This window comes from Streptomyces sp. NPDC058877, from assembly GCF_042742855.1.
Taxonomy (GTDB): Bacteria; Actinomycetota; Actinomycetes; order Streptomycetales; family Streptomycetaceae; genus Streptomyces.
In genome coordinates this window covers 1-19,489 of record NZ_JBHYMF010000135.1, presented here as the reverse complement: position 1 = coordinate 19,489, position 19,489 = coordinate 1, and the positions used below count along the sequence as shown (strand labels likewise).

General features: G+C 69.8%; 18 protein-coding genes and 1 riboswitch. Of the genes, 14 read left to right on the top strand and 4 right to left on the bottom strand.

The features are described 5' to 3' along the window. Window positions 1-40 precede the first annotated feature (40 nt). Entirely contained in the window at window positions 41-1,426 is a 1,386-nt protein-coding gene (locus tag ACFW2Y_RS25935; protein ID WP_384883816.1) for a cysteine desulfurase/sulfurtransferase TusA family protein, read from the bottom strand. A gap of 301 nt (window positions 1,427-1,727) precedes the next feature. Between ACFW2Y_RS25935 and coxB the strand changes: the two genes are divergently transcribed. The 4 genes from coxB to ACFW2Y_RS25915 all read left to right on the top strand — a co-directional run bounded on the left by coxB (window position 1,728) and on the right by ACFW2Y_RS25915 (window position 6,197). Then, a complete protein-coding gene (gene coxB / locus ACFW2Y_RS25930) occupies window positions 1,728-2,693 on the top strand; it encodes a cytochrome c oxidase subunit II (protein WP_384883813.1) in 966 nt (321 codons plus the stop codon). Next, window positions 2,690-4,426, top strand: a complete 1,737-nt coding sequence (gene ctaD / locus ACFW2Y_RS25925; RefSeq protein ID WP_384883810.1) for a cytochrome c oxidase subunit I — start codon at window positions 2,690-2,692, stop codon at window positions 4,424-4,426. The genes coxB and ctaD overlap by 4 nt, the downstream gene beginning before the upstream one ends. Continuing rightward, the gene (locus ACFW2Y_RS25920) at window positions 4,423-4,821 is read left to right on the top strand and encodes a cytochrome c oxidase subunit 4 (protein ID WP_384883807.1); all 399 of its coding nucleotides are present in this window, start codon (window positions 4,423-4,425) and stop codon (window positions 4,819-4,821) included. The genes ctaD and ACFW2Y_RS25920 overlap by 4 nt, the downstream gene beginning before the upstream one ends. A gap of 122 nt (window positions 4,822-4,943) precedes the next feature. Next, entirely contained in the window at window positions 4,944-6,197 is a 1,254-nt protein-coding gene (locus tag ACFW2Y_RS25915) for an Ig-like domain-containing protein (RefSeq protein WP_384883804.1), read from the top strand. A 23-nt stretch (window positions 6,198-6,220) separates the two neighbouring features. On the opposite strand, the gene ACFW2Y_RS25910 is transcribed toward ACFW2Y_RS25915, so the two are convergent. Continuing rightward, entirely contained in the window at window positions 6,221-6,622 is a 402-nt protein-coding gene (locus tag ACFW2Y_RS25910; RefSeq protein ID WP_384883801.1) for a hypothetical protein, read from the bottom strand. 202 nt (window positions 6,623-6,824) lie between these two features. On the opposite strand from ACFW2Y_RS25910, the gene ACFW2Y_RS25905 reads away from it, so the two are divergent. From ACFW2Y_RS25905 to ACFW2Y_RS25880, 6 genes are all read left to right on the top strand, one after another. After that, window positions 6,825-7,445 carry a heme-copper oxidase subunit III gene (locus tag ACFW2Y_RS25905; RefSeq protein ID WP_384883799.1) on the top strand — a complete coding sequence of 207 codons (621 nt, stop codon included), beginning with the start codon at window positions 6,825-6,827 and terminating at the stop codon, window positions 7,443-7,445. A 74-nt stretch (window positions 7,446-7,519) separates the two neighbouring features. Beyond that, window positions 7,520-8,329, top strand: coding sequence for a c-type cytochrome (locus tag ACFW2Y_RS25900; RefSeq protein WP_384883796.1), 810 nt, complete (start codon window positions 7,520-7,522; stop codon window positions 8,327-8,329). Beyond that, window positions 8,326-9,378 carry a Rieske 2Fe-2S domain-containing protein gene (locus ACFW2Y_RS25895; RefSeq protein WP_384883793.1) on the top strand — a complete coding sequence of 351 codons (1,053 nt, stop codon included), beginning with the start codon at window positions 8,326-8,328 and terminating at the stop codon, window positions 9,376-9,378. Before ACFW2Y_RS25900 ends, ACFW2Y_RS25895 begins: the two co-directional genes overlap by 4 nt. Beyond that, window positions 9,375-11,000 carry a cytochrome bc complex cytochrome b subunit gene (locus tag ACFW2Y_RS25890; RefSeq protein WP_384883791.1) on the top strand — a complete coding sequence of 542 codons (1,626 nt, stop codon included), beginning with the start codon at window positions 9,375-9,377 and terminating at the stop codon, window positions 10,998-11,000. The genes ACFW2Y_RS25895 and ACFW2Y_RS25890 overlap by 4 nt, the downstream gene beginning before the upstream one ends. 165 nt (window positions 11,001-11,165) lie before the next feature. Then, window positions 11,166-12,230 (top strand): anthranilate phosphoribosyltransferase, encoded by a 1,065-nt coding sequence (trpD, locus tag ACFW2Y_RS25885; RefSeq protein WP_384883788.1) that lies wholly within the window; start codon window positions 11,166-11,168, stop codon window positions 12,228-12,230. A gap of 85 nt (window positions 12,231-12,315) precedes the next feature. Continuing rightward, window positions 12,316-12,432: riboswitch (SAM riboswitch) on the top strand. A 228-nt stretch (window positions 12,433-12,660) separates the two neighbouring features. Next, complete coding sequence (locus ACFW2Y_RS25880; protein ID WP_384883785.1) at window positions 12,661-14,076, top strand: aminotransferase class V-fold PLP-dependent enzyme; 1,416 nt, start codon at window positions 12,661-12,663, stop codon at window positions 14,074-14,076. A gap of 71 nt (window positions 14,077-14,147) precedes the next feature. Here the strand turns inward: ACFW2Y_RS25880 and ACFW2Y_RS25875 are convergent, their stop codons facing one another. Both ACFW2Y_RS25875 and ACFW2Y_RS25870 read right to left on the bottom strand, forming a co-directional pair. Continuing rightward, window positions 14,148-14,429 carry an Lrp/AsnC family transcriptional regulator gene (locus ACFW2Y_RS25875; RefSeq protein ID WP_017238849.1) on the bottom strand — a complete coding sequence of 94 codons (282 nt, stop codon included), beginning with the start codon at window positions 14,427-14,429 and terminating at the stop codon, window positions 14,148-14,150. Beyond that, entirely contained in the window at window positions 14,426-15,160 is a 735-nt protein-coding gene (locus tag ACFW2Y_RS25870) for a rhomboid family intramembrane serine protease (protein WP_384883782.1), read from the bottom strand. Before ACFW2Y_RS25870 ends, ACFW2Y_RS25875 begins: the two co-directional genes overlap by 4 nt. Window positions 15,161-15,318: 158 nt before the next feature. Here ACFW2Y_RS25870 and ACFW2Y_RS25865 point away from each other — a divergent pair, with 158 nt between their 5' ends. From ACFW2Y_RS25865 to ACFW2Y_RS25850, 4 genes are all read left to right on the top strand, one after another. After that, entirely contained in the window at window positions 15,319-15,561 is a 243-nt protein-coding gene (locus ACFW2Y_RS25865) for a hypothetical protein (protein WP_015033005.1), read from the top strand. A 33-nt stretch (window positions 15,562-15,594) separates the two neighbouring features. Next, a complete protein-coding gene (locus tag ACFW2Y_RS25860) occupies window positions 15,595-16,959 on the top strand; it encodes an NYN domain-containing protein (RefSeq protein ID WP_384883779.1) in 1,365 nt (454 codons plus the stop codon). Window positions 16,960-17,215: 256 nt separating this feature from the next. Then, window positions 17,216-18,247 (top strand): NlpC/P60 family protein, encoded by a 1,032-nt coding sequence (locus tag ACFW2Y_RS25855; RefSeq protein ID WP_384883776.1) that lies wholly within the window; start codon window positions 17,216-17,218, stop codon window positions 18,245-18,247. A 195-nt stretch (window positions 18,248-18,442) separates the two neighbouring features. After that, window positions 18,443-19,465: an NlpC/P60 family protein gene (locus ACFW2Y_RS25850; protein ID WP_384883774.1), complete on the top strand. Its 1,023-nt coding sequence runs from the start codon at window positions 18,443-18,445 to the stop codon at window positions 19,463-19,465. Window positions 19,466-19,489: the final 24 nt, after the last annotated feature.

The following is a 19,489-nucleotide window of genomic DNA, read 5'->3' as shown; positions in this document are numbered from 1 at the left end:
GCCCCGGCCCGGCCCCGTGCCCGGCCGGGGCGGCGCCCCGTCAGACCAGCCGGCGGACCACGTACGCCACGCCGCCCCGGGGCGACGGTTCTTCGCCCACGTACTCCTGGCCCCGCATCTCGCACCACGCCGGAACGTCCAGACGGGCCGCTTCGTCGTCCGACAGCACCGTCACCGTCCCGCCCACCGGGACGTCTCCGATCGCCTTCGCCAGTTCGATCACCGGGATGGGGCACCGCCGGCCCAGGGAGTCGACCACGAGCGACCCCGCGGGAGCCGGAGCGGACGAGGCGGCTCCGGGCGCGCCGAGCCGCTCCCGCACCCCCGCCACCAGTCCCGGCAGCACCGCGAGGAAGCGGTCCACGTCCCCTTCGGACGTGCCGGCCGGCAGCGACACCCGGACGTTCCCCTCGCTCAGCACCCCCATGGCGCGCAGCACATGGCTGGGCGTCAGCGTCGAGCTCGTGCAGGACGAACCGGAGGAAACGGAGAAACCCTCCCGGTCCAGCTCGTGCAACAACGTCTCCCCGTCGACGTACAGACAGGAGAAGGTGACCAGATGGGGAAGCCTCCGGACCGGGTCGCCCACCACCTCCACGTCCGGCACCGCCTCCGGCACCCGCGCCCGGATCCGGTCCACCAGGACGCGGAGCCGCGCCCCCTCGGCCTCCGCCTCCGCCCGGACCGCCCGCAGCGAAGCCGCCGCCGCCACGATCGCCGGCAGGTTCTCGAAACCGGGCGCCCGGCCCGACTCCCGCTCGTCGGCCGGTCCTTGCGGGGCGAACCGGACGCCCTTGCGCACGGCGAGCAGCCCGACGCCCGCGGGGCCGCCCCACTTGTGCGCGCTCGCCGTCAGCAGTGACCAGCCCCCGGTCACCGGACCCCAGCCCAGTGACTGGGCCGCGTCCACCAGCAGCGGCACTTCCGCCGCCCGGCAGGCCTCGGCGACCTCGGCCACCGGCTGCTCGGTGCCCACCTCGTGATTGGCCGACTGGAGACAGGCCAGGGCCGTCCCCGGGTCCAGCGCCTCCGCGAAGGCCTCCGCGTCCACCCCTCCCGAGCGGTCCACCGGCACCTCGACCACCGTGCCCCCGGCGGCCGAGTGGGCCTCGCCCGCGTGCAGGACGGAGGAGTGCTCGACGGCGGACACCACGAGCCGGTTCCCGACGCGCCGACGGCCCGCGAGCGCTCCGGAGATGCCCGCGTGAACCGCGCGCGTCCCCGAAGGGGTGAACACGAGCTCGTCCGGGCGGCACCCCACCGCCTCCGCGGAGGCTTCCCGGGCCGCGTCGAGCAGCAGCCTGGCGCGACGCCCCTCCCGGTAGAGCCGGGCCGGGTCGGCCCACCCCTCGTCCAGGGCGGCGAGCAGCGCCTGACGGGCGACGGGGTGCAGCGGAGCGGCGGACGCGGCGTCGAAGTACGGCATCCGACCACGGTAGGGCCTGGCGGTCCGAACGGGCGGTGAGCCCTCGTCAGAAGCGCGGCCGGGCAGCACGCCAGGCCGCCGAACGGGGGGCGCGCGCGTTCTGCCGGAAGCCCAGACTCCACCCCTTCGGGGGCCCGGACGGCGCGTTGGGCACCCTCCCCGCGCGACCTCAAATAGCGTCCAGTAGGGTTTGGTCCGCATAAACATCCAAACCCCTGCCCGCGGCCGGGGCGGCGACCGACCAGCGAGACGGACGGCCGTGGCCGACCACTGCGGGCCGAGACTCTCGGGAAGGCGCTACGTGAGTCCCAACGGCTCCGACCGCTCGTCGCGGCGCCCGATGCGGCGGAAGCTGCCGCAGGTGCTGACTGCGGGCCTGATCCTGGCGACAGCCACGGGCTGCTCGTACAACTGGGAAGACTTTCCCCGCCTTGGCATGCCCACCCCCGTCACGGAAGAGGCGCCTCGGATCCTCTCCCTGTGGCAGGGTTCCTGGGCCGCGGCCCTGATCACGGGCATCCTCGTGTGGGGCCTGATCCTCTGGGCCACCATCTTCCACCGGCGCAGCCGGACCAAGGTCGAGGTACCTCCGCAGACCCGTTACAACATGCCCATCGAGGCGCTGTACACGGTCACCCCCCTCATCATCGTCTCGGTGCTCTTCTACTTCACCGCACGCGACGAGTCGAAGCTCCTCGAACTCTCCCCGAAGCCGGCCCACACCATCAACGTGGTCGGCTACCAGTGGAGCTGGGGCTTCAACTACGTCGAGGACGTGCCCGGTGTGTCGGGTGACGCCAAGACGGACAAGAACCTCGGTTCGATTCCGGACAAGTTCCGTGCGGACTTCCCGGCGAACGCGGGCGGCGTCTACGACGCCGGCATCCCCGGCGACCGGAACCCGCAGACCGGCAACCCGGGGCCGACCCTGTGGCTGCCGAAGGGCGAGAAGGTCCGGTTCGTCCTGACCTCCCGTGACGTCATCCACTCCTTCTGGGTGGTGCCCTTCCTCATGAAGCAGGACGTCATCCCGGGTCACACCAACTCCTTCGAGGTGACCCCGACGCAGGAAGGCACCTTCCTCGGCAAGTGTGCCGAGCTGTGCGGTGTCGACCACTCCCGGATGCTCTTCAACGTCAAGGTGGTCTCCCCGGAGCGCTACCAGCAGCACCTGAAGGAGCTGGCCGAGAAGGGGCAGACCGGCTACATCCCGTCTGGCATCGAGCAGACGGACCCGGCCAGGAATGCGGAGAAGAACCAACTGTGAGCATCCACAACGAAACCCAGGGTGCCGCCGCAGCTGAGGACTCGTACGAGAACGAGCTGCCCGTACGGCGCAAGCAGCCCGGCAACGTGGTCATCAAGTGGCTGACCACCACCGACCACAAGACGATCGGCACGCTCTACCTGGTCACGTCGTTCGTCTTCTTCTGCATCGGCGGACTCATGGCGCTCTTCATGCGCGCCGAGCTGGCCCGTCCGGGTACGCAGATCATGTCGAACGAGCAGTTCAACCAGGCGTTCACGATGCACGGCACGATCATGCTGCTGATGTTCGCGACGCCGCTGTTCGCCGGATTCGCGAACTGGATCATGCCGCTGCAGATCGGCGCGCCCGACGTGGCGTTCCCGCGGCTGAACATGTTCGCCTACTGGCTCTACCTCTTCGGCTCGATCATCGCGGTGGCCGGCTTCCTCACCCCGCAGGGTGCGGCCGACTTCGGCTGGTTCGCCTACTCCCCGCTGTCGGACGCGGTCCGCTCGCCGGGCGTCGGCGCCGACATGTGGATCATGGGTCTGGCCTTCTCCGGCTTCGGCACGATCCTCGGTTCGGTCAACTTCATCACCACGATCATCTGCATGCGCGCTCCGGGCATGACGATGTTCCGGATGCCGATCTTCACCTGGAACGTGCTGCTGACCGGTGTTCTGGTCCTGCTCGCCTTCCCGGTCCTGGCGGCGGCGCTCTTCGCCCTCGAGGCGGACCGCAAGTTCGGCGCCCACGTCTTCGACGCGGCCAACGGCGGGGCCCTGCTCTGGCAACACCTCTTCTGGTTCTTCGGACACCCAGAGGTGTACATCATCGCCCTACCGTTCTTCGGCATCATCTCCGAGGTCATCCCGGTCTTCAGCCGCAAGCCGATGTTCGGCTACATCGGCCTGGTGGCCGCGACGATCGCGATCGCCGGTCTGTCCGTGACCGTGTGGGCGCACCACATGTACGTCACCGGTGGCGTGCTCCTCCCGTTCTTCTCCTTCATGACGTTCCTCATCGCCGTACCGACCGGCGTGAAGTTCTTCAACTGGATCGGAACGATGTGGAAGGGCTCCCTGTCCTTCGAGACCCCGATGCTCTGGGCCGTCGGCTTCCTGATCACCTTCACCTTCGGTGGTCTGACCGGCGTCATCCTGGCCTCGCCCCCGATGGACTTCCACGTCTCCGACTCGTACTTCGTCGTGGCGCACTTCCACTACGTCATCTTCGGCACCGTGGTCTTCGCGATGTTCTCCGGCTTCCACTTCTGGTGGCCGAAGTTCACCGGCAAGATGCTCGACGAGCGGCTCGGCAAGATCACCTTCTGGACGCTGTTCGTGGGCTTCCACGGCACGTTCCTGGTGCAGCACTGGCTCGGCGCCGAGGGCATGCCGCGTCGTTACGCGGACTACCTGGACGCCGACGGCTTCACCACGCTGAACACGATCTCGACGATCTCCTCGTTCCTGCTCGGCCTGTCGATCCTGCCGTTCTTCTACAACGTCTGGAAGACCGCCAAGTACGGCAAGAAGATCGAGGTCGACGACCCGTGGGGCTACGGCCGCTCGCTGGAGTGGGCGACCTCCTGCCCGCCGCCGCGGCACAACTTCCTCACCCTGCCGCGGATCCGTTCCGAATCCCCGGCGTTCGACCTGCACCACCCCGAGATCGCCGCTCTCGACCAGCTCGAGAACAAGCCTCACGAGGTGGAGGCCCTCACCGGCGGCAAGGAGGCCGGCAAGTGAAGATCCAGGGCAAGATGTTCATCTGGCTGAGCGTCTTCATCCTTGCCATGGCGATCCTCTACGGCGTCTGGTCCAAGGAGCCGGTCGGTACGACGGCGCTCTTCCTGGCCTTCGGCCTGGCCATCATGATCGGCTACTACCTGGCCTTCACGGCCAAGCGCGTCGACGCGATGGCGCAGGACGACAAGGAGGCCGACGTCGCGGACGAGGCCGGTGAGGTGGGCTTCTTCGCCCCCCACAGCTGGCAGCCGCTCTCGCTGGCCACCGGTGGTGCGCTCGCCTTCCTCGCCATCGCGATGGGCTGGTGGCTGCTGTACTTCTCCGCCCCGCTGATCCTCGTCGGCCTGTTCGGCTGGGTCTTCGAGTTCTACCGCGGCGAGAACCAGAACCAGTAGCAGTACCCCGCTCCGCACCGGAGCACACCGAGGGGCCCGGACACTTCGTCACCGAAGCGTCCGGGCCCCTCTTTTGCAGCACTCGACGCGCTGGTGGTGAGGATTGTCCTTAGCGTGAAGTCATGAACGACACGCCGCGCATTCGGACTGTTCTGAGCTGCACTCTTCTGGCGGTAACCGTCACCGCGGGCGTCACCGCCTGTACGGGTTCCGAGGACCACCCGCTGTCGGCGAAGGCCTACGACGCGGTGGACCAGCTCGCCGTCAGCGCCCCCGTGGACGGAGCGAAGGCGGACCCGGAGAAGCCCCTGGAAATCACCGTGAAGGGTGATGAGGGGCGCATCACCGATGTCACCGCCGCCGATGACGCGGGGCACCACCTCGCGGGCGAACTCACCGCGGACGGCCAGCGATGGCGCTCCACGGCCGCCCTGGCCGCCGGCGCCCGGTACACCGTTCGGGTGGCCACCGAGGACGAGGACGGCGCTCCGGGCGCCCGTACGTTCACTTTCGAGACGGCACCGGCCAAACGGGCCCTGACCGTCGCCTTCGGGCCCGAGGCGGGCACCTACGGCGTCGGTCAGCCCATCACCGCGGAGCTCAGCCTCCCCGTCAAGGACCGGTCGGCGCGCGCCGTCGTCGAACGGGCGCTCAAAGTCCGTTCCACGCCCGCCGTCGAAGGGGCCTGGTACTGGGTGGACGACAAGAAGCTGCACTTCCGTCCGAAGGAGTACTGGCCGGCCGGGGCGCTCGTCCAGGTGACCGGGAACCTGGACGGCATCAAGGTGGGCGACAAGCTCTACGGCGGGGCGTCCAAGCCGCTGAAGCTCACCATCGGGGACCGGATCGAGGCGATCGCGGACGCCGGGTCGCACTACATGACGGTGAAGCGCAACGGAGAAGTGATCAACACCATTCCGGTGACCACCGGCAAACCGGGCTTCTCCACCCGTAACGGCATCAAAGTCATCCTGGGCAAGGAGTACTACGTCCGGATGAGGGGGACCAGCATCGGCATCGCGGAGGGCGGTTCCGACTCGTACGACCTGCCCGTGTACTACGCCACCAGGGTCACCTGGAGCGGCGAGTACGTGCACGCCGCCCCCTGGTCCGTCGGCTCCCAGGGCGTGGCGAACGTCAGCCACGGCTGCGTCGGCATGTCGATGGGGAACGCTGCCTGGTTCTTCGAGACCGTCCGCCCCGGGGACATCGTCAAGACCGTCAACAGTGCCGGTGACACGATGGCGCCCTTCGGCAACGGCTTCGGTGACTGGAACCTGCCGTGGGACAAGTGGCGCCAGGGCAGCGCCCTGGTGGAGGCCGCCGGAAACCCGGTGGCCCCCGCCGAGAAGGCGCGGCTCCGGCCGTCGATCTGAGCGGCGCGGCCGTCCCGGCCCGCTCAGGCGTCGATCGACAGGCGCGAGCGCAGCAGGGAGGCCAGGGACGCCGCGAACTCGACCGGTTCCACCGGAAGGGTGACCGCGGCGTCCGCGCGGCTCCAGGTGGCCAGCCAGGCGTCCTGGGGGCGCCCGATGAGCAGCAGGACCGGCGGGCAGCGGAAGACCTCGTCCTTGATCTGCCGGCAGACGCCCATGCCCCCGGCGGGCACCGCCTCGCCGTCGAGCACGCACACGTCGATCCCGCCCCCGTCCAGGGCCTTCAGGACGGCGGGGAGCGTCGCGCACTCCACGAACTCGATCGGGGGAACGTCGCTCGCGGGCCTGCGCCCGGCCGCGAGCCGCACCTGCGCCCGGGTGTTCGCGTCGTCGCTGTAGACCAGGACCGTGGCACTCGACTGCATCGTTCCTCCGTGGGGAAGTCCGTGGGAAGGTCGTCGATCGATGCGCCGGATGCTACTCCGGTCCACACCCCGTCAACACCCGTTCAACACCTGTTCGAAGGGTGCCCGGGGGCTCCGGCACTGGGCCGTTCGGGCTCGACACACCCCCCTGACACTCCGAACGGCACCCCCCGGAGTGAGGGCGGGATAAGCGACCGACATAATGTCGGTCGTGGCGACAGTAACGACAGTAGAAACAGGGCACGCGCACCCGTCGGTCAATCGACCGAACCTCACCAGCGTCGGAACCATCATCTGGTTGAGCTCCGAGCTGATGTTCTTCGCGGCCCTCTTCGCGATGTACTTCACCCTGCGATCCGTGATGGGCGCGGAGTTCTGGTCGGAAAAGGCCGAGGCCTTGAACCTTCCGTTCTCCGCGACGAACACCACGATCCTGGTGCTCTCCTCCCTCACCTGCCAGCTCGGCGTCTTCGCCGCCGAGCGGGGCGATGTGAAGAAGCTCCGGACGTGGTTCATCATCACGTTCGTGATGGGTGCGATCTTCATCGGCGGCCAGGTCTTCGAGTACACCGAGCTGGTCAAGCACGAGGGCCTCTCGCTCTCGTCGGACCCGTACGGCACCGTGTTCTACCTGACCACCGGCTTCCACGGCCTGCACGTGACGGGCGGTCTCATCGCCTTCCTGCTGGTCCTCGGCCGGACGTACGCCGCCAGGAGGTTCACTCACGAGCAGGCAACCGCCGCCATCGTCGTGTCCTACTACTGGCACTTCGTCGATGTCGTCTGGATCGGCCTCTTCGCCACGATCTACATGATCAAGTAATCGGTTCCGCCTCCACGGCGGACCGAGACATCCAGCAAGCATCGACGCAGAAGATCCTGACACCGGGGTAATCCGTGAAAAAGCTCTCCGCACGACGACGCCATCCGCTGGCGGCGGTCGTCGTCCTACTCCTCGCGCTGGCGGCCACTGGGGGGCTGTACGCCGCGTTCGCGCCCGCGGGCACGGCGAAGGCCGATGAAACCGCCCAGTCCCTCGCCATCGAGGAGGGCAAGAAGCTCTACTCCGTCGGCTGCGCCAGCTGCCACGGAACCGGCGGTCAGGGCACCTCTGACGGCCCGTCCCTGGTCGGCGTCGGTTCGGCCGCGGTCGACTTCCAGGTCGGTACCGGCCGCATGCCGGCCCAGCAGCCGGGCGCCCAGGTCCCGAAGAAGAAGGTCATCTACTCGCAGGCTGAGATCGATCAGCTCGCGGCGTACGTCGCCTCTCTCGGTGCCGGCCCGATCACGCCGACCGAGGCCCAGTACAACCCCGCGGGTGCCGACATCGCCAAGGGCGGTGAACTGTTCCGCACCAACTGTGCCCAGTGCCACAACTTCACCGGTGAGGGCGGTGCGCTGACCTACGGCAAGTACGCCCCGAGCCTCGAAGGCGTGAGCCCGAAGCACCTCTACGAGGCCATGCAGACCGGCCCGCAGAACATGCCCTCCTTCCCCGACACGACGATGCCGGAGAAGGAGAAGAAGGACATCATCGCGTACGTCCAGGCCGTCAACAGCGACAAGGCCGACAACCCGGGCGGTCTCAAGCTCGGCGGCCTCGGCCCCGTCAGCGAGGGCCTGTTCGCCTGGATCTTCGGTCTGGGTGCGCTGATCGCAGTTGCCATCTGGGTCGCGGCCCACACCGCTAAGGCCAAGAAGTCATGAGTACCCAAGAGATTCCTGAAGAGAACCTGCCGGCAGGGCAGGACACCGCGCACGGCGCGGTGAAGGTCGCCGACGACCCGTTCGCCGACCCGGGCCTCCCGCCCCACAAGCCCCGCATCCAGGACATCGACGAGCGGGCCGCACGCCGGTCCGAGCGCGCGGTCGCCTTCATGTTCACGCTGTCGATGCTGGCCACCGTCGGCTTCATCGCCTCGTACGTGATCTTCCCGGTCGACAAGATCGTGTACATCTGGCCCTTCGGTCGGGTGTCCGCGCTCAACTTCGCCCTGGGCCTGACCCTCGGTTCCGCACTCTTCTTCATCGGCGCGGGTGCGGTCCACTGGGCCCGCACCCTGATGTCCGACGTCGAGGTCGCCGACGAGCGTCACCCCATGGAGGCGTCGCCCGAGGTCAAGGCGAAGGTCATGGCGGACTTCGCGGCCGGTGCCGCGGAGTCGGGCATGGGCCGCCGCAAGCTCATCCGCAACACGATGTTCGGCGCGCTGTCGCTCGTACCGCTCTCCGGCATCGTCCTGCTGCGCGACATGGGCCCGCTGCCCGAGAAGAAGCTCCGGACCACGCTGTGGACCAAGGGGCTCCAGCTCATCAACATGAACACCCACGAGCCGCTGCGTCCCGAGGACGTCGCGGTCGGTTCGCTGACCTTCGCGATGCCCGAGGGCCTCTCGGAGCACGACGAGCACTTCCAGACCGAGATCGCCAAGGCCGCCCTGATGATCGTCCGGATCCAGCCGGAGGACATCAAGGACAAGCGCGAGCTGGAGTGGTCCCACGAGGGCATCGTCGCGTTCTCCAAGATCTGCACCCACGTGGGCTGCCCGATCTCCCTGTACGAGCAGCAGACCCACCACGTGCTCTGCCCGTGCCACCAGTCCACCTTCGACCTCTCCGACGGCGCCCGCGTCATCTTCGGCCCGGCCGGTCACGCCCTTCCGCAGCTGCGGATCGGCGTGAACGACAAGGGCTTCCTGGAGGCGCTCGGCGACTTCGACGAGCCCGTCGGTCCTGCATTCTGGGAGCGCGGATGAGCACTGTGACCGATACGCAGAAGAAGGCACCCGCCGGAGAGCGGATCGCCGACTGGGCCGACGGCCGCCTGGGGATCTACACGTTGGCCAAGGCCAACATGCGGAAGATCTTCCCGGACCACTGGTCCTTCATGCTGGGCGAGATCTGCCTCTACAGCTTCCTCATCATCATCCTGACGGGCGTCTACCTGACGTTGTTCTTCCACCCGTCGATGAACGAGGTGGAGTACGTCGGACCGTACGTCCCGCTCCAGGGACAGCTGATGTCCGAGGCGTTCAACTCGACCATGCACATCTCCTTCGAGGTGCGCGGTGGTCTGCTCATCCGGCAGATCCACCACTGGGCGGCGCTGATCTTCCTCGCCGGCATGTTCGTGCACATGATGCGCGTGTTCTTCACCGGTGCCTTCCGCAAGCCGCGTGAGATCAACTGGCTGTTCGGCTTCCTGCTGTTCTTCCTGGGCATGTTCACCGGCTTCACCGGTTACTCGCTCCCGGACGACCTGCTCTCCGGCACCGGTGTCCGCTTCATGCAGGGCGCGATCCTGTCCGTCCCGGTCATCGGCACCTACCTGTCGATGTTCCTGTTCGGCGGAGAGTTCCCCGGCGGCGACTTCGTGGCCCGGTTCTACTCGGCGCACGTGCTGCTGCTGCCCGGCATCATGCTGGGCCTGGTGGTCGCCCACCTCATCCTGGTGTTCGTCCACAAGCACACGCACTTCGAGGGCCCCGGCCGCACCAACAAGAACGTCGTCGGCATGCCGCTGCTGCCGGTGTACATGGCGAAGGCCGGAGGCTTCTTCTTCCTGGTCTTCGGCGTCATCGCGATCATCGCGGCGATCGCCTCGATCAACCCGATCTGGGCCCTCGGCCCGTACCGCCCGGACCAGGTGTCCACCGGCGCCCAGCCCGACTGGTACATGGGCTTCGCCGAGGGTCTGATCCGTGTCATGCCGGGTTGGGAGATCAACCTCTGGGGCCACACGCTGGTCCTGGGCGTGATGATTCCGCTGGCGATCTTCCCGGCGGTCCTCGCGGCCATCGCGGTCTACCCGTTCATCGAGTCCTGGATCACCGGCGACAAGCGCGAGCACCACATCGCGCAGCGCCCGCGCAACGCTCCGACGCGCACCGCCTTCGGCGTCGCCTGGATCACCGCGTACATGATCATGCTCGTCGGTGGCGGCAACGACCTCTGGGCCACGCACTTCCACCTGTCGATCAACTCGATCACCTGGTTCGTCCGGATCTTCTTCTTCCTCGGCCCGGTCATCGCGTTCATCGCCACCAAGCGGATCTGCCTCGGCCTCCAGCGCCGGGACAAGGACAAGGTGCTGCACGGTCGCGAGTCCGGCATCATCAAGCGCCTGCCGCACGGTGAGTTCGTCGAGGTCCACGAGCCGCTCAGCCAGGGCGAACTGCACCGCCTCACCGCGCACGAGCAGTACGCGGCGGCGGAGCTCCCGCCGGCCGTCGACGAGAACGGCGTGGAGCGCAAGATCGGTCGCCTGGAGAAGCTCCGGGTCAAGCTCAACAAGGGCTACTACGGCGACGACAGCCAGATCGCCAAGCCCACGGTCGAGGAGTACAAGGAGATCCAGAGCGGCCACGGCCACCACTGATCGCCTCTTCCTCCTGACCTCCTCCGCTCCGGGATTCCCCTGAGCGGGGGGACCCCGCGGTCGCCACGGCAAGAGCCCCGTCCATTCGTTGGACGGGGCTCTTTGCCGTGCCCGGAGGTCGATAGGGTGGGGACGTATCCGTCACGTGATCACCTGGAGCCGGCCATGAGCACCGCGACCCCCGCTGGAGGACCTACCACGGCGGGCCGCTCCTGGCCCGTCCTGCTGAACGGACTGCTCGACGGCAAGGACCTGTCCGCCGACGACACCGCCTGGGCGATGGACCTGATCATGAGCGGCGAGGCGACCGACGCCCAGATCGCCGGGTTCATGGTGGCGCTGCGCGCCAAGGGCGAGACGGTGCAGGAGATCACCGGCCTCGTCCGGACCATGTACGAGCACGCCAACCTCATCGAGGTACCGGGGCCCGCCGTCGACATCGTCGGCACCGGCGGCGACGGCGCCAAGACCGTCAACATCTCCACCATGGCGTCGATCGTGGTCGCCGGCACGGGAACGAAGGTCGTCAAGCACGGCAACCGCGCCGCCTCCTCGGCCTCCGGTTCCTCCGACGTTCTGGAGAAGCTCGGCATCAACCTGCACCTGACCCCGCAGCGGGTCGCCGAGGTCGCCGAGGAAGCCGGCATCACCATCTGCTTCGCGGTGAAGTTCCACCCCTCGCTCCGGCACGTCGCCGCGGCCCGCGGCCAACTGGGCATCCGCACCACCTTCAACGTCCTCGGGCCGCTGACCAACCCGGCCAAGGTGCGGGCCCAGGCGGTCGGGGTCGCCGACCCCCGCATGGCGCCGGTCGTCGCCGGCGTCTTCGCCGAGCGCGGCAACTCCGCACTGGTCTTCCGGGGGGACGACGGCCTGGACGAGCTGACCACCACCGCCACCTCCCGGGTGTGGGTGGTCCGGGACGGCGGCGTCACCGAGGAGCGCTTCGACCCGCGGGACGTCGGCATCGAGCTGGTGCCTCTGGAGGCCCTGCGCGGCGCCGACGCCTCGTACAACGCCGATGTGGCCCGCCGGCTCCTCGCGGGGGAGACCGGCCCGGTGCGGGACGCGGTGCTGCTCAACGCGGCGGCTGCGCTCACCGCCCTGGAGCCCGGCAGCGGCACCCTGACGGAGCAGTTGGCCGCGGGCATCGCGCGGGCGGCCGAGTCCATTGACTCCGGCGCGGCCCGACGGTCCCTCGACCGCTGGATCGCGGCCAGCAACGCGTAGTCGGCGCGGCGTTCGCGCCCGGCCCCGGTCCGGCATCCGGACCGGGGCCTTGCGTTTCCGCGATCATGTGGCAGGATGCGTGACAGGTCATGAGCGACAGCTGTGAAGCCCCGGCTAGCTGTCCGGCAACCCTCCGTCCGTGGCGGGGTGCCCCGGGTGAAGACCGGGCCGTAGGCAGCGAGGTCTACGGCAAGCGCGGACCCCTCGACACACCAGGGGTCCTGGTTCTTCGAGGAGCGTTTTCCGTGAGCAAGCGAATGCGATAGGGCGACAGCGCCCCTTCTTCCCCCTCGGAACAAGGCCACTTCCGCGTGCCCGTGCGCATGCAGGCCCGCGCCCCGCGCCGTCTCCGAGGCACCACCCGTACCCCGCCGCCCGGCCGCGTACGGGATCCGAAGCCATTCCGCACCGCCCGCCGGGAGATACCGCCATGTCCGCAACCCCGCACGCCGTCGCCACCACGGTCGAGTCCGCCGAACCCCGCTGTACCGCCCCGCTGCCGGTCCTCGGCCGGGACGTCACCGTCCCGCTCGTCACCGGCGGCGAGGTGACCTACGCGGCGCTCGACTACGCCGCCAGCGCGCCGGCCCTCCAGCGGGTCTGGGACGACGTCGCCGCGTACGCCCCCTACTACGGCAGCGTCCACCGCGGCGCCGGCTACCTCTCGCAGCTCTCCACCGACCTCTTCGAGAGCAGCCGCGCCACCGTCGCCGAGTTCCTCGACTGCCGCCCCGGAGACCAGGTCGTCTTCACCCGCTCCACCACCGACTCGCTCAACCTGCTCGCCCGCGCGCTCCCGGCCGACTGCCAGGTCTTCGTCTTCGAGACCGAGCACCACGCCTCCCTGCTCCCCTGGGAGTCCGTCCGGGCTCCCGGGAGCAACGGGGGGAGCGGGCCCCGCGTGACCTACCTCGACGCGCCCCGCACCCCGGCCCGGGCCGTCGAGGCCCTGGAGCGGGCCCTCGCCGACCGCGAGCCCCACGGCCCCGCCCTCGTCTGCGTCACCGGCGCCTCCAACGTCACCGGCGAGCTGTGGCCGGTGAAGGAGCTGGCCGCCGCCGCCCGTGCGCACGGCGCCCGGATCGTGCTCGACGCCGCCCAACTCGCCCCCCACCACCCGGTCTCCGTGCGGGAGTGGGACGTGGACTGGGTCGCCTTCTCCGGGCACAAGCTGTACGCCCCCTTCGGCGCTGGCGTCCTCGCCGGGCGCCCCGACTGGCTGCAGGAGGCCGAGCCCTACCTCGCCGGCGGCGGAGCCTCCCGCACGGTGGCCCGTCGGGCCGACGGGGGAGTGGACGTGGAGTGGCACACCACCGCGGCCCGGCATGAAGCCGGTTCCCCGAACGTCATCGGCGCCCATGCCGTCGCCTCCGCCTGCAAGGCGCTCACCGAGGCCGGCTTCGATTCCCTGGTCGCCCGTGAGCAGCGCCTGATCGCCAAGGTCCGCGAGGGCCTCGCCGGGGTGCCCGAGGTGCGCTTCCTCTCGCTCTTCGGCGACGGGGCGCCCCGCGTCGGCGTCCTCTCCTTCGTCGTGGAGGGCTGGAACAGCTCCCACCTCGCCGCCGCGCTCTCCGCCGAGTACGGCATCGGCGTCCGCGACGGTCTCTTCTGCGCCCATCCGCTGGTCCGCACGCTGCTCGGCGCGGACCGCCGGGACCCGGGCGAGTGCGGGGGGCAGGGGGCGGAGGGCGGCCCCGCCCTGAACGCCATCCGGGTGAGCTTCGGCGCCGGTACGCCGGACGAGCACGTGGAGCGCTTCGTCCGTGCGGTGCGGGCCCTCGTCCGGGACGGCGCCCGCTGGAAGTACCGCACCGAGGACGGCCGCTGCGTCCCCGACCGCGGCTGACGGCTCACTCGTACGGGTGAAGGGGGCCTCCCGGTCGGGAAACCCCCTCCGCTCGTGCCGCGTACGCGGTCTCAGGACTCCAGGCCGATGGCGAAGGCCGCCTCCAGGTCGTGCTGGGAGTACGTGCGGAAGGCGACGTGGGTGTCGGTGGCCTCGACGCCCGGGATCTTGCTGATGCGGCCGGGGATCACGTCCGCCAGGTCGTCGTGGCGCGGCACCCGGACCATCGCGATCAGGTCGTACGTACCGGTCACCGAGAAGACCTCGCTGACGCTGTCGAGCGCGGCGATCGACTCGGCGATCTCCGGGATGCGGTCCACGCTGGTCTTGATGAGCACGATCGCGGTGATCACGGCTGGCTTTCTCCCTCGGTCGCCGCGGCTTGGGCCTTCACTCTATCCCCACCCCGGTAGCGCCCCCAGGCGTAGAGAAAACCGACGGAGAAGCCCACGACGTGGGCCAGATAGGCGACGCCGGGACCCGCGCCCGCCGCCCGCGCGGCCAGCCACTGCAGCGTGAACCAGAAGATCAGCACGATCCAGGCGGGGAAGCGCAGCGGCAGGAAGAACAGGAAGGGGAAGAGGCTGGTGACCCGGGAGCGGGGGAAGAGGAAGAGGAAGGCCCCGAGCACCGCGGAGATCGCCCCCGACGCCCCGACCAGGGTCTGTTCGTTGGTCGCGTGGGCCGCCGCGTACCCGAGCAGCGCCAGGTAGCCGGTGCACAGGTAGAAGAGGGAGAACCCGAGCGGGCCCATGCGCTCCTCGGCCATCGCGCCGAAGACGAACAGGAAGAGCATGTTGCCCAACAGGTGCAGCCAGCTGCCGTGGACGAAGAGCGCGGTCAGCGGGGTGAGCAGGGCCCGCGGCTCGCCGCCCATCAGCTCGGCGGGCACCACGCCCCAGCGACGGAAGTAGGCTCCCTGGGCCGCCAGGAGCTCCTCGCCGGTGCCGTACGCCGGGTTGAGTCCGGAGACGGGACCGGCCACGAACAGGAGGCAGCAGGCGGCGATCAGCCCGTACGTCACCGAGGGTCCGCTGCGGACGCCACGCCAGGCGCCGAGGACCGCACCTCGCCATTCGATCACGGACAGATCATGGCGTACCGGGGTCGAAGTGGACAGAGCGCCTCGCCGTGCCCCGCCCTTCCCCCGAGGCCGTAGGGTTACGGGCATCACCACCGCAGTTCGAAGGCGCACCGCGGCTCCCGCACCTGGTACCACGCAACAGGAAGAAGGACGGCACGATGACGACGGTTCCCCTGCCGACCGCCGAGACCCGCTGGCGCTGCACGCTCTGCGGCAACCTGACCCGCTTCGACGTGACCCGGTCCTCCAAGGTCGTGGAGTACGTCCATCTGGACCTCGCCGGCGAACCCACGGTCGAGGAGCGGCAGGTGGTCAGTGAGACCATCGAGTCGGTCCGCTGCCGCTGGTGCAATGCGGTGGACCAGATCGAACTGGTGGACAGGCCGGGCGCTGCCTCCTGAGGGGCGGCGCGGATGACATAGGGGTGACGGAACGTGGAGCAGCCCGCGCACGGTGGCGAGCCGGCCGGCGCGGCAGGTGACGCTGCCGAGACGCTCGACCACCCACTGCCGGAAGGCGTACGGCGGAGAGTGATCGCGCTGGTCGCGGACGCCTTCGGCGGGCTGACCGTCGCAGAGTTGCCCGCGCCCCTGCGTCAGTACGCGCGCTTCACCGCGAGCCGGCGGGCCAAGTTCGCCGGGAACGCCATGGCAGCGGCCCTGGAGGGCGATCCGGTCTTCCGGCAGCGGATCGGCGAGCGCTTCAAGCAGGACCAGCCCGAGCTGGCCGGAGCCGTGGAGAGCGGCACCCCGCCCGCAGCCGCCGACCCCGTCGACGTGGCGGCGGCTGCGTACGTGCTGCGCCCGGCCGGTTGGGTCAAGCTCGTCGCCGCAGCCGGCGAGGAGGCCCAACGGGCCGATGCCGAGCGCGCCGACGAGGCGGGCCGGCGCGAGCTGGAGCGGCTGCGCGAGGAGCTCGCCACGGCCCGGGACCGTGCCCGGGGCGAGACCGAGCAGCTCCGGCACGACCTGGAAGCGGCCCGCAAGGAGGCGGAATCGCTCCAGCGCAAGCTGCGCAGCGCACAGAGCGACGTCAAGCGCGGGGAGGCCGCCCTGCGCAAGGCGCAGGGCGAGATCGAGGCCGTGCGGGCGGAGGCGGCGACACGGGTGTCGGCCGCCGAGAGCGAGACCCGGCGGCTCAAGGCCCGGCTCGGTGAGGCCGAGGCGGCCCTGGAGGCGAGCCGCCGGGGCGCCCGCGAGGGACGCTCGGTGGAGGACATGCGGCTGCGGCTGCTGCTCGACACGGTGCTCGACGCTGCCCAGGGGCTGCGCCGCGAGCTCGCCCTGCCACCGGTCTCGGTGCACCCCGCGGACACCGTGGACGCGGTGGAGCCGGGTCGGATGTCCCCGAAGGACATCGCGGCGCGGGCGCTTTCCGAGACGGACCCGGCCCTGCTCGACCAGTTGCTCGCACTGCCGCAGGCGCATCTGGTCGTCGACGGCTACAACGTCACCAAGACCGGTTATCCGACGATGCCGCTGGAGAAGCAGCGGCTGCGACTGCTCGGTGGCCTCTCGGCCCTGGCGGCCCGCTCGGGAGCCGAAGTCACCTGTGTCTTCGACGGTGCCGAGCTGGCGGCTCCGGTGCTGCTCGCGCCGCCGCGCGGGGTCCGGGTGTTGTTCTCCAAGCCCGGCGTCACGGCGGACGAGTTGATCCGCCAATTGGTCCGGGCGGAGCCGCCGGGGAGGCCGGTCGTGGTGGTCTCCACCGACCGGGAGGTGGCGGACGGCGTCGCGAAGTCGGGAGCGCGCCCGGTGGCGTCCGTCTTGTTGCTGAAGCGGCTTTCGCGCCTCTCGTGAGGCATGGCAACTCCTGCTCTTTATGCCCGAATTGTGGTTAGCTCATCGTCAAATGGCCCTCACTGCGCGTGTGGTGCCCGCGAAGAAAGTGGCTGGTGGGCGAGATTTTTGTCAGTGGGATTTGAACTGATCACAACTTGGTCACTAGGGTCTGGCATCGAACCTTCGCGCGGTCGATCACCCATCCGGGGTGACGGCGGAGGAACCGCCTGTCCGTGACCGGTTGGGCGGCTCGAGGCAGAAGGAGCTCGCCTTCGTGGCGTCCCACCGTCGTCCCAAGCAGCCGAGCCGCACCCGTGTGACCGTGCTCACCGTGACCGCAGCCGCGGCCGTCGCCCTCACCGCCCAGTCCGGCGCCCAGGCGGCCCCCGCCAAGCCGAAGATCGACGAGGTCAAGTCGAAGGTCGACGAACTGCACCACGAGGCCGAAGAGGCCACGGAGCAGTACAACCTCGCGGAAGAGCGCCGCGGCAAGCTCCAGAAGGAGATCAGCAACCTCCAGGACGAGGTCGCCCGCGGCCAGCAGGAGCTCAACACCCTGCGCGACCAGATCGGTTCGGTCGCCAGCGCCCAGTACCGCTCCGGAGGCATCGACCCGGCGCTCCAGCTCTTCCTCTCCTCCGACCCGGACACCTACCTCGACAAGGCGTCCGCGATCGACCAGTTGAGCGCCCAGCAGGCCGATGTGCTCACCTCGATCCAGGCCAAGCAGCGCACCCTGGCGCAGCAGCGCGCCGAGGCCTCCACGAAGCTGGCCGACCTCGAGGACGTCCGCAAGACCCTCGGCGAGAAGAAGAAGAAGTTCCAGGGCAAGCTCGCCGAGGCGCAGAAGCTGCTCAACACCCTCACCGCCGCCGAGCGCGCCGAGATGGAGGAGAAGGAGCAGCGCGCCAGCCGTGCCGCCGGCGAGCGCGTCAGCCTCGGCAACGAGGTGCCGGCTTCCCAGCGAGGTGCCGCCGCCCTCTCCGCCGCCGCCACCCAGCTCGGCAAGCCGTACGTCTCCGGCGGCACCGGCCCCAATGCGTTCGACTGCTCGGGCCTGACGCAGTGGGCCTACCGCCAGGCCGGCGTCCAGCTCACCCGCACCACCTACACCCAGCAGAACGACGGCGTGAAGATCGGCCGCAGCCAGCTCAAGCCGGGCGACCTGGTCTTCTTCAACAGCCTGTCGCACGTGGGCCTGTACGCCGGCAACAACACGATCCTGCACGCCCCCAAGCCGGGCGCCGTGGTCCGCTACGAGTCCATGAACTACATGGGCACCTTCCAGTTCGGCGTCCGCATCTGACGGACGGCGACCCGATGCGCCGTGCCGCCCAATCGAGTGGTTTGCGACGACGCGCACTGACCTGACGCCCCGCCGGTGACCTGTGTTCTCCGGCGGGGCGTCACTTCGTGCGCCCGTTGCCTTCGTTGGACGCGGAGTGATCAGCGGCTACTGTCTGGCGCTCCAGTCCGCGTCGAGCCGAACGGAGCGCGATTCGTGGCGTCCCACCGCCGACCCGCCCGGGTCACCCTCCTCACCGCTGCTGCGGCCACCGCTGCCGCGTCCCTCGGAGCCGTCCCCGCGAGCGCGGATCCCGGGGCGGGCACCGCGGCCACCCGGGCCACCATCGACCGCCTCTTCGAGGAGGCCGAGAAGGCCACGGAGGGCTACAACCGTGCGGACGAGAAGGCGGACGAGCTGCGCCGAACGGTCTCCCGGGCGCAGGACGGCCTCGCCCGGGGCCAGGAGCGCATCAACCGGATGAGGGGCGCGCTCGGCTCCGTCGCCGGCGCCCAGTACCGCTCCGGCGGCATGGACCCCGCGCTCGCCCTGCTGCTCTCCTCCGACCCGGACAGCTATCTGGACCGGGCCTCGGCCCTGGACCGGGCCACCGTTCGGCAGGGTGCCGCACTCGGTGAACTCCAGCGCGAGCAGCGTCGACTGGGCCAGAAGCGGAGCGAGGCCCGTGCGGCCCTCGTCGAACTGGAGCGCAGCCGCGCCGAGGTCGCCAAGCACAAGCGCACCGTCGAGCGGAAGCTCGCCGAGGCCCGCCGGGCGCTTGCCTCGCTCACGGTCGAGGAGCGCACCGACTACGAGCGCGCCTCCCGCACCGGCCAGCGGGCCGGTGGTCCCGCCGAGGAGCTGCCGCCGCTCGCCGATCTGGGGCCGACCCCCTCGCGGGCCGCCGCCGCGGTGGTGGCCGCCCGCAGCGCGATCGGCAGGCCGTACGTGTGGGGGGCGACCGGCCCCTCTGCCTTCGACTGCTCGGGCCTGATGGTGTGGTCCTACCGGCAGGCCGGGATCAGCCTGCCCCGCACCTCGGCGGCGCAGCGGCACGCGGGCCGTCAGGTGCCGCTCTCGCAGGCGCAGCCGGGCGATCTCGTCACCTATCGCGGTGACGCCAGCCACGTGGCGATCTACGCCGGGAACGGCCAGGTCATCCACGCCCCCTATCCGGGCGCACGGGTCCGCTACGACCCGGTGAACATGATGTCGCACGCGACGGTCACCCGCGTCTGACGCCTCCGCCGGTCCGTGCGCACC

What these genes read in the sequence shown, in the direction of transcription:
- ACFW2Y_RS25935 (WP_384883816.1), bottom strand. Translation starts at nt 1,426, where the DNA reads ATGCCGTACTTCGACGCCGCGTCCGCCGCTCCGCTGCACCCCGTCGCC.
- ACFW2Y_RS25915 (WP_384883804.1), top strand. Translation starts at nt 4,944, where the DNA reads ATGAACGACACGCCGCGCATTCGGACTGTTCTGAGCTGCACTCTTCTG.
- ACFW2Y_RS25910 (WP_384883801.1), bottom strand. Translation starts at nt 6,622, where the DNA reads ATGCAGTCGAGTGCCACGGTCCTGGTCTACAGCGACGACGCGAACACC.
- ACFW2Y_RS25905 (WP_384883799.1), top strand. Translation starts at nt 6,825, where the DNA reads ATGTCGGTCGTGGCGACAGTAACGACAGTAGAAACAGGGCACGCGCAC.
- ACFW2Y_RS25895 (WP_384883793.1), top strand. Translation starts at nt 8,326, where the DNA reads ATGAGTACCCAAGAGATTCCTGAAGAGAACCTGCCGGCAGGGCAGGAC.
- ACFW2Y_RS25890 (WP_384883791.1), top strand. Translation starts at nt 9,375, where the DNA reads ATGAGCACTGTGACCGATACGCAGAAGAAGGCACCCGCCGGAGAGCGG.
- trpD (WP_384883788.1), top strand. Translation starts at nt 11,166, where the DNA reads ATGAGCACCGCGACCCCCGCTGGAGGACCTACCACGGCGGGCCGCTCC.
- ACFW2Y_RS25880 (WP_384883785.1), top strand. Translation starts at nt 12,661, where the DNA reads ATGTCCGCAACCCCGCACGCCGTCGCCACCACGGTCGAGTCCGCCGAA.
- ACFW2Y_RS25865 (WP_015033005.1), top strand. Translation starts at nt 15,319, where the DNA reads ATGACGACGGTTCCCCTGCCGACCGCCGAGACCCGCTGGCGCTGCACG.